Source organism: Aneurinibacillus danicus, assembly GCF_007991215.1.
GTDB classification, from domain to species: domain Bacteria; phylum Bacillota; class Bacilli; order Aneurinibacillales; family Aneurinibacillaceae; genus Aneurinibacillus; species Aneurinibacillus danicus.
On sequence record NZ_BJXX01000224.1, the window covers coordinates 1 to 7,194 of the forward strand.

The window sequence follows — 7,194 nt, forward strand, 5'->3', positions numbered from 1 at the left end:
TAGTAGTAACACGCAATATAAAGAAATAAGAAGCAAGGCAGCTATTTTCTACTCTCTCCCATCTGCACGCTCAGCGAGAGAAGAAAAAGGCTATCCTTGCTTCCCTGTTTCTTTCACCTTTTCGTTTTCCTACAAAACTATACACCGTTTCCTGAATTTAGCTCCACCATTCCGTTTTTTTCTCGATGGAAACGCGGCGCGATTCGCGGACCATGTTGGACCTGCCGATGTAGACAAGGCCCACAAGCCCGTCTTTTTCTCCGAGTCCGAATACTTCCTTCATAACCGGATGGTAACTTGCGGCCCCGGTCCGCCAGATAGCGCCGTAGCCTAACGCATGGGCTGCCAGCAGCATGTTCTGAATGCTCGCGGCGACTGCGGCGAATTCCTCCGACCCTATCACGTATTCATCCTCGTGCGGCAGACAGGCCACCGCAATCACAAGCGGGGCGCGGAATGCTTTATTCATGCTTTTCTCGTACAATGCCGCCTTCTCCTCTTCAGAAAGCCCTTCGCTTTTTTCAAGCAGCGCTATCTTGGCGTACGCTTCACCGAGCTTCTTCCTTCCATCCCCGGTCAGCACAAAATATTTCCAGGGCTGTGTATTATAGTGGCTTGGTGCCCAGTTGCCCGCTTCGAGAATTTTCTCAATATCTTCGCGTGGTACAGGCTCATCTGTAACCTTGCCAATGGTACGTCTGGTCCGAATTAATTCCAGAAACTCGTTCATGGAATTTTTCCTCCTTCATTTGTCTATATATCTTTTCCCCGCAAAAATGAGGCTAACGGTTCCGCAAACAAATGAGCATCAACCACGCCTGCCATGTGTCCATTCGGGCTGTCGATTTCATAATAAGAAGCGCGTCCGCCCTTCCGATTGATAATATCGACCGCCTGCTTGCTGTACTGCGGTGGGAACAGCAAATCCGATACGCATGGAATCATCAGCACCCGCGCTTGAATCCGTCCGAGCGCTTCCTCGAGGGAATCAAATCCCCGGGCGATATCATGCATCATCACCGCGCGTGCAGTGTATACGTAATGGCTCGCATCATACGGCTGCATGCGCTTCGATACCGCTTCCTTAAAAGCTTCGGCAAATTCCGGGTTTTTCTGATAAGAAGGAGAAATAACATCGCGCTTCGCGTCACGCGGAAACGAAGACTCATACCATCCGTACTGGTATGCCGCAAGATTCATAAGCTGCAGCGCCAAATGCAATCCCGCTTCCGGCTCTTCCCCCTCATCATATGTTCCGTCCTTCCATTTCGGGTCAAGTATAATGGCATCGATTGCAGCCTGCAAATACGCAAGCGAAGTCAACACGGGCGTTTGTGCCCCGCTAATGACAACTACGCATGCATCCATCATATCCGGGTAGTGAACCGCCCAATTCAACGCCTGCATACCACCTGCTGAAGGCCCCGCTACCGCCAGCAGCTTCTCAATTCCGAGCGAACGAATAAGCTCTCGTTGGATGCCCGCCATATCCCGGTATGTAAATGCAGGAAACGACGTACCGTACCGCTCTCCGGTCTGTGGATTAACGGTTCTCGGACCGGTTGTTACGACATTCGGGTTCTTCGCCTGAATGTTGCATAGATTGTCCGTACAGAGCACGAAATACCGGTCGGTATCGATGGCTTTACCGGGACCGATCAGCGCGTCCCACCAGCCCGGATCTGCATCGTCGTGACTGTACTTCCCTGCCGCATGGCTGGTTGCGCTGAAAAAGTGACACACCAGTACCGCATTGTTCTTCTTTTCATTTAATTCTCCGTAGGTCTCGAAACCGACCGTAATAGGAATGGTTTCCCCGCATTCCATCCGGTAGCTGTCCAATGAAAACACCTGCTTTTTTACCGTATCCATTCACGCGCCTCCCTTTTTTTCTTTTCCTGCCTGCTCTGTAGTATAACTTTTTGCTTCTTTTTGTTATTATACTAAAGATAAAGAAGGAGGGAGCGCATTGCGGAACATTCGCTATCCGAACGGTAAACTTCCGGCGGGAGCCCAAGGGGGCACGCAGCTTCCCGATCGTATGAAAACCGAAGAATTTCTCGCGCTTGTTCAAGAGAAACAAGCGTCCGCAGCTAACCGCGGCATGTCACTCGAAGAAGAGCTTAACGAGAGCAATGCCTATTATGTGGCACAGGGTATTGCTTCTGTTCACAAAAAGCCGACCCCAATTCAAATTGTTAAAGTTGAGTACCCGGCACGTTCGGCTGCCGTCATTCGGGAAGCTTACTTCCGCCAACCGTCGACAACTGACTATAACGGTGTATACGAAGGACGATACCTCGACTTTGAAGCAAAGGAGACTCGAAACAAGACGTCTCTGCCGCTTGGTAACTTTCATGCCCACCAAATTGATCACATGCGTCTTGTATGTAACCAAAAAGGCATCGCATTCGCGATCATTCGCTTTACGCAGCATGACGAAACGTACGTACTTAGTGCCTCTCACATCATCCGTTTCTGGGAAGAAGCGGCACAGGGAGGCCGTAAATCGATTCCATATGCGTATATCCAGGAGCACGGCCATCTGATTCCGGAGGGCTACCGGCCCCGTATCGACTACCTTTCCGTTATCAAAAAGCATTATTTTTAAGAGGAAAGCGAAGGCGCCGTGACAATAAGGTACGCAAGAAAGGAGCGGGGATTTTGTATCATCGGCTGTATATCGAGTATTTATATTATTTTAATGTAAAGCAGGATTATTACGAATGTCATGAAGTCATGGAAGAATTATGGCTTAACGAAGGACGAAACCGTCTGCTCCAGGCCCTGCTGCAGGTGGCGGTCGGTCTGCACCATTTTCGCAACGGGAATGTAGAAGGCGCCATTCATCTGTTTGAAGCCGCACTCGCAAAATCCAAAGATACATGGAGCGGAAATCTGGGGATCGACATGGAGAAGCTGTTTACCGAAACACGGGAGTATCTGAAGAAGCTATACGCGTACGAACAAGCGCCTTTTTCTTTTTACCCTCTTCACATCTCCATTCTTGATCCAGAGCTTACGGAGGCAGTGACAGTTTGCCTGCCGCAAGGCGTTGCGGAAGAAGATAAATTTTAGCGAATTGCAGGGAGGCAGGATAACTGCCTCTTTTTTTGTGAAAATCATGAAAAAAAAAAGAGGAGAAGAGGAAAGAAGATCCAGGGAAGAAAAAGATGTTCGCTTTTTCCCCATTGAAATCCTCCTCTCGTTCTCTTTTCCTTCTTACTGCAAAAGTCAGCCGCCCTTCCCCTTATTTTTATGTCGAGGTTACGGCTGAGATGCCATAGTGGTTTTCTGTGAAAAAGGTTGACAGGATGCCGGATGGCTCATATAATATCATTAAAGATTATTTATAACCATTTCAAATTAACAACAATAAGCAATAAGCAACAAGATTGATTAGTATTTTACAAAACCGTGTAAAGGAATTAAAGAGAGAATTCAGGAGGCGATAAGTATGGAGAATAACGTAATCGTGTATACCAGCCAGGGATGCCCTTACTGCAAAAAGGTAAAAGAACAGCTAACCGCATGGGGCATACCATTTGAAGAACGCAACGTATCCGAGAACTATGAATACTTCGAAGAACTGCAGCAGAAGAAGATTTTCGGAACGCCGGCCACCTACATTAACAACAAACTGGTCCTCGGCTTCCAGGAAGCCAAGATGAGAAAGCTGCTGAACCTGCCGGACGATTTCGAAGCACCAAAAACAGAAGCGGCATCCCAAGCTAAAAACGGTGAAATTCAGGATGAAAGTGGAATCTTCCAATCTGTTGACCAGAAGATTCTCGATGAGGTATACGATTTCGTTACCATCGGAGGCGGACCTGCCGGGGCATCCGCTGCGGTCTATGCAGCACGCGGCCGTCTGAAAACGCTGGTTATTGATAAGGCACCGGCAGCCGGCACGCTGGCTATTACCCATAAGATTGCCAATTATCCGGGAGTGCGTGAAGAATTAACCGGGCTTGAGCTTCTGCAGCGCATGCAAGCGCAGGCTCATGACTTCGGCGCAACTTTTGTCCGTACGAATGTACTCTCCGTTGATTTCTCCGATCCGGAGATTAAGAAACTGGAAGTAGCCGAGGGTACTATTAAGGCAAAGAGCGTATTTATCGCCGTCGGGGCTAAAGCGCCTTCCAGCAAAATTAAGGGCGAGGAAGAATTCACCGGGCGCGGCGTAAGCTACTGCTCTACTTGCGATGCCGCATTCTTCCAGGACAGAACCGTCATCGTAACCGGCGATAATGAAGAAGCGGTGCACGAAGCAGAATCCCTGTCCAAGTTCTGTAAAGAAGTGCGTTTCCTTATCCCGACAGGCACGCTCAAAGGTCAGGCTGACCTGTCTAAGCTCGAAACTAAAGATAACGTGAAAATTTATAAAAAATACCGGGTAAAAGAAATTCTGGGCGAAAACAGCGTAGAAAAAGCGGTCATACAAACCGATCAAAAAGAACTGGAAACCTGGGATATCGACGGAGTTTTCCTCTATCTCGCAGGCATGAAGCCGGGCACGGATTTCCTAAAAGACGCTGTATCACGGGACATAGAAGGTTATGTGAATGTGGATGATATGCTGCAGACGAACGTGCCGGGCGTATTTGCCGGCGGAGATGCCCGCAGAACGCCAATCAAACAGGCCGTGCTCTCCGCAGCAGATGGAGCCATTGCAGCCCTTGGAGCGGATGCCTATGTGAATAACCGTTCCCAGCTTCGCCCGCAATACAGCTAACGGTTCGCTCTATCCAGCAAAAAAAGCCGGACTTCCCTCTTATGGAAGATCCGGCTTTTCTGCTGCCTTTGTTTTCCCTATATTACTCTGCATTTTCTTCGCTGTCCTCTTCTGACATACGCGTTAACAATTCCGTCACCTGCTGCACTCCATTTCCAATGATGTATGCATACATCGAGCTTTGTTCCGCTTCGCAACTTTGCCTATTCTTCTCCATCATGCCCTCCTTGTATAGTACCGACCTGTTCATTTCAATTTACGCTTATAATCACGGTGTTGACTTGTTATTTACTACCCTTAAGATGCAATCTTTGATTCGATCGAGAAAGTAAAAGTAACCATCCTCGTCTGTATATCCGCGATCCCCCGTATGAAACCAGCCGTTTTTCATTGCTTCTTCTGTTTTTTCAGGCATCTTATAATAGCCGCCAAACTGCGTGTAAGGCACGTTTTCACGTACAATAATTTTTCCGGGCTCCCTTGGCGGCTGCTCTTCATCCCATTCATTTACTACTTTAAGCGAAACTGCGGCAGCGATTTCCCAATTGAGCCAACCTTAATATTTTCCATAGGGTTGCACAGGCAAACGGTCGCAGATTCCGTTAATCCGTACCCTTCTACAATCGTTAGATCAAACCGCTTCTCAAATTCGTTCCAGATTTCCTTAGGAGCCGCGCCACCAAAAATCCGGGTTACAGAATTATTTTTCTCCATTGAGGACCAGATACGTATAAGCTTCATCTTTATATCCCCGGGTATGGAAGCCGCCTGATATCGAATCAGTTGCACCATATTTTCATGCTGCTCCTTCATTTTATTCCCTCTCTTTCACGTTTTTTCGCCTGTCCAAGCAAAAACAAGCATCCTTTTAATAAGCAAAAGAAATGCCAATGATAAATCCTGATATGATAAAGGAAAAAGAAAAGAATCTCGCATTTCCGCATAAGCAAAAATGCATAGTATATTTTCATTTTTAAGAAATTTTTTATACTCTTAGTAAAAAATAAAGAGGGATTTTTATGTATAAATCCGTTTATTTTCAAGATAAGAGCGTAAATGAAATCGCCGACCTATTCTACTCTATTTTTAATACCTCCCAGGATGGACTCTACATATGTGATAAGGAAGGAAATACACTTTTATTTAATACAGCTTTTTTGCAAATATCTGGGATTTCTGAGGACTTGCTTTACAAATATAATGTGTTTGAACTCCTTGAACGCAATATTACCCCGAATTCCTGTGCCGCAGTAACCGTACGGACAAAGACTCCCCATAACACGATCATCGACTACTATAACGGAAAGAAAGCGATTCTGACTTCCACTCCTCTGTTTGATAAAAACAACGAGCTTGAATGTGTGGTCTCTAACGTTCGAGATATCACGGAGCTTAATCGCCTGCAGGAAGAATTGGAGGAAACCCGACAGATTAATTCAAAATTTCAAGAGGCTCTTTCGAAGATTCAGAATGATTTTCAGACCATTCACCAGCTTGTATACCGCAGTAAAGAAATGCATAGGATCGTTTCACTGGCGACCCGATTTGCCAAAAATGACTCACCTATCCTGCTCTTGGGTGAATCAGGGGTAGGAAAGGATGTGGTGGCACAGTACATCCATAATCAAAGCGACCGTCCCGGTTCGTTTATTAAAATCAACTGCGGCGCTATACCCGATCATCTTCTGGAATCAGAACTTTTCGGTTACGAAAAAGGAGCATTTACCGGTGCAAGCAAGGCTAAATCAGGACTTTTTGAATTAGCCCACAAAGGTTCCATTTTTTTAAATGAAATAGGTGATCTTCCTTATCCTCTACAGGTAAAGCTGCTCAATGTTTTGCAGGAACAGAAAATACGACGTCTGGGCGGAACAGAAACAATTGAAGTGGATATGCGTATTATCGCCGCTACAAATACTGACTTGGAGTCCCTTGTTCAACAAAAAAAGTTTCGTCAGGATCTTTTTTACCGATTAAATGTCTTATCCATCACGATCCCCCCTCTTCGGGAAAGACGTGATGACATCGCTGCGCTTGTTTTTTATTTTTTGGAAAAGCTTCAGCAAAAATACAAGATAAAAAAAGTGATTGATGCGCAGTTGCTTTCCACACGGAAAAAGCAACGGCCGGCACACGCCCCGCACGTTTTTCCTCGATTACAATGGAAGGAAAGTATATGTCATTTTATTGCTATAAAGCGACACATACTTTCCTATACCAAAATAAAACCCACTTTCCTTGTTTATTATTTACAAAGGAAAGTGGGTTTTATAGGTATATGCAGTAAGAATATATGGGCCCTGCAGGACTCGAACCTGCGACCAATCGGTTATGAGCCGACCGCTCTACCAACTGAGCTAAGGGCCCTTTATGGGGCGACCGATGGGAATCGAACCCACGAGTGTCGGAGCCACAATCCGATGCGTTAACCACTTCGCCACGGCCGCCATAATGAAAAA

At 46.4% G+C, this 7,194-nt stretch carries 8 protein-coding genes, 2 tRNA genes and 1 pseudogene; 4 read left to right on the top strand and 7 right to left on the bottom strand.

Annotated features, from left to right (window positions below; genetic code table 11):
- Window positions 1-157: 157 nt before the first annotated feature.
- Entirely contained in the window at window positions 158-730 is a 573-nt protein-coding gene (locus ADA01nite_RS20925; RefSeq protein ID WP_146812375.1) for a nitroreductase family protein, read from the bottom strand.
- A 23-nt stretch (window positions 731-753) separates the two neighbouring features.
- Window positions 754-1,872, bottom strand: a complete 1,119-nt coding sequence (locus tag ADA01nite_RS20930) for an alpha/beta fold hydrolase (protein ID WP_146812376.1) — start codon at window positions 1,870-1,872, stop codon at window positions 754-756.
- A gap of 97 nt (window positions 1,873-1,969) precedes the next feature.
- On the opposite strand from ADA01nite_RS20930, the gene recU reads away from it, so the two are divergent.
- From recU to ADA01nite_RS20945, 3 genes are all read left to right on the top strand, one after another.
- Window positions 1,970-2,611: a Holliday junction resolvase RecU gene (gene recU, locus ADA01nite_RS20935; protein WP_246147444.1), complete on the top strand. Its 642-nt coding sequence runs from the start codon at window positions 1,970-1,972 to the stop codon at window positions 2,609-2,611.
- 53 nt (window positions 2,612-2,664) lie between these two features.
- Window positions 2,665-3,078 carry a DUF309 domain-containing protein gene (locus ADA01nite_RS20940; protein ID WP_246147445.1) on the top strand — a complete coding sequence of 138 codons (414 nt, stop codon included), beginning with the start codon at window positions 2,665-2,667 and terminating at the stop codon, window positions 3,076-3,078.
- A gap of 379 nt (window positions 3,079-3,457) precedes the next feature.
- Window positions 3,458-4,735, top strand: a complete 1,278-nt coding sequence (locus ADA01nite_RS20945; RefSeq protein WP_146812378.1) for an FAD-dependent oxidoreductase — start codon at window positions 3,458-3,460, stop codon at window positions 4,733-4,735.
- Between the two features lie 82 nt (window positions 4,736-4,817).
- Here ADA01nite_RS20945 and ADA01nite_RS22350 read toward each other — a convergent pair whose 3' ends face one another.
- The 3 genes from ADA01nite_RS22350 to ADA01nite_RS20955 all read right to left on the bottom strand — a co-directional run bounded on the left by ADA01nite_RS22350 (window position 4,818) and on the right by ADA01nite_RS20955 (window position 5,548).
- Complete coding sequence (locus ADA01nite_RS22350; protein ID WP_170230410.1) at window positions 4,818-4,955, bottom strand: hypothetical protein; 138 nt, start codon at window positions 4,953-4,955, stop codon at window positions 4,818-4,820.
- Between the two features lie 48 nt (window positions 4,956-5,003).
- On the bottom strand, window positions 5,004-5,150 hold the full coding sequence (locus ADA01nite_RS23175; RefSeq protein WP_371863588.1) for a hypothetical protein: 147 nt from the start codon (window positions 5,148-5,150) through the stop codon (window positions 5,004-5,006).
- A gap of 95 nt (window positions 5,151-5,245) precedes the next feature.
- Window positions 5,246-5,548: an AMP-binding protein gene (locus ADA01nite_RS20955; protein ID WP_146812380.1), complete on the bottom strand. Its 303-nt coding sequence runs from the start codon at window positions 5,546-5,548 to the stop codon at window positions 5,246-5,248.
- A 206-nt stretch (window positions 5,549-5,754) separates the two neighbouring features.
- Between ADA01nite_RS20955 and ADA01nite_RS23180 the strand changes: the two are divergent.
- A pseudogene (locus ADA01nite_RS23180) lies at window positions 5,755-6,681 on the top strand (sigma 54-interacting transcriptional regulator); the annotation flags it as partial.
- Between the two features lie 348 nt (window positions 6,682-7,029).
- Here the strand turns inward: ADA01nite_RS23180 and ADA01nite_RS20970 are convergent.
- Window positions 7,030-7,102 (bottom strand) — tRNA-Ile (locus ADA01nite_RS20970).
- Window positions 7,103-7,106: 4 nt separating this feature from the next.
- A tRNA-His gene (locus ADA01nite_RS20975) sits at window positions 7,107-7,182 on the bottom strand.
- Between the last annotated feature and the right edge of the window lie 12 nt (window positions 7,183-7,194).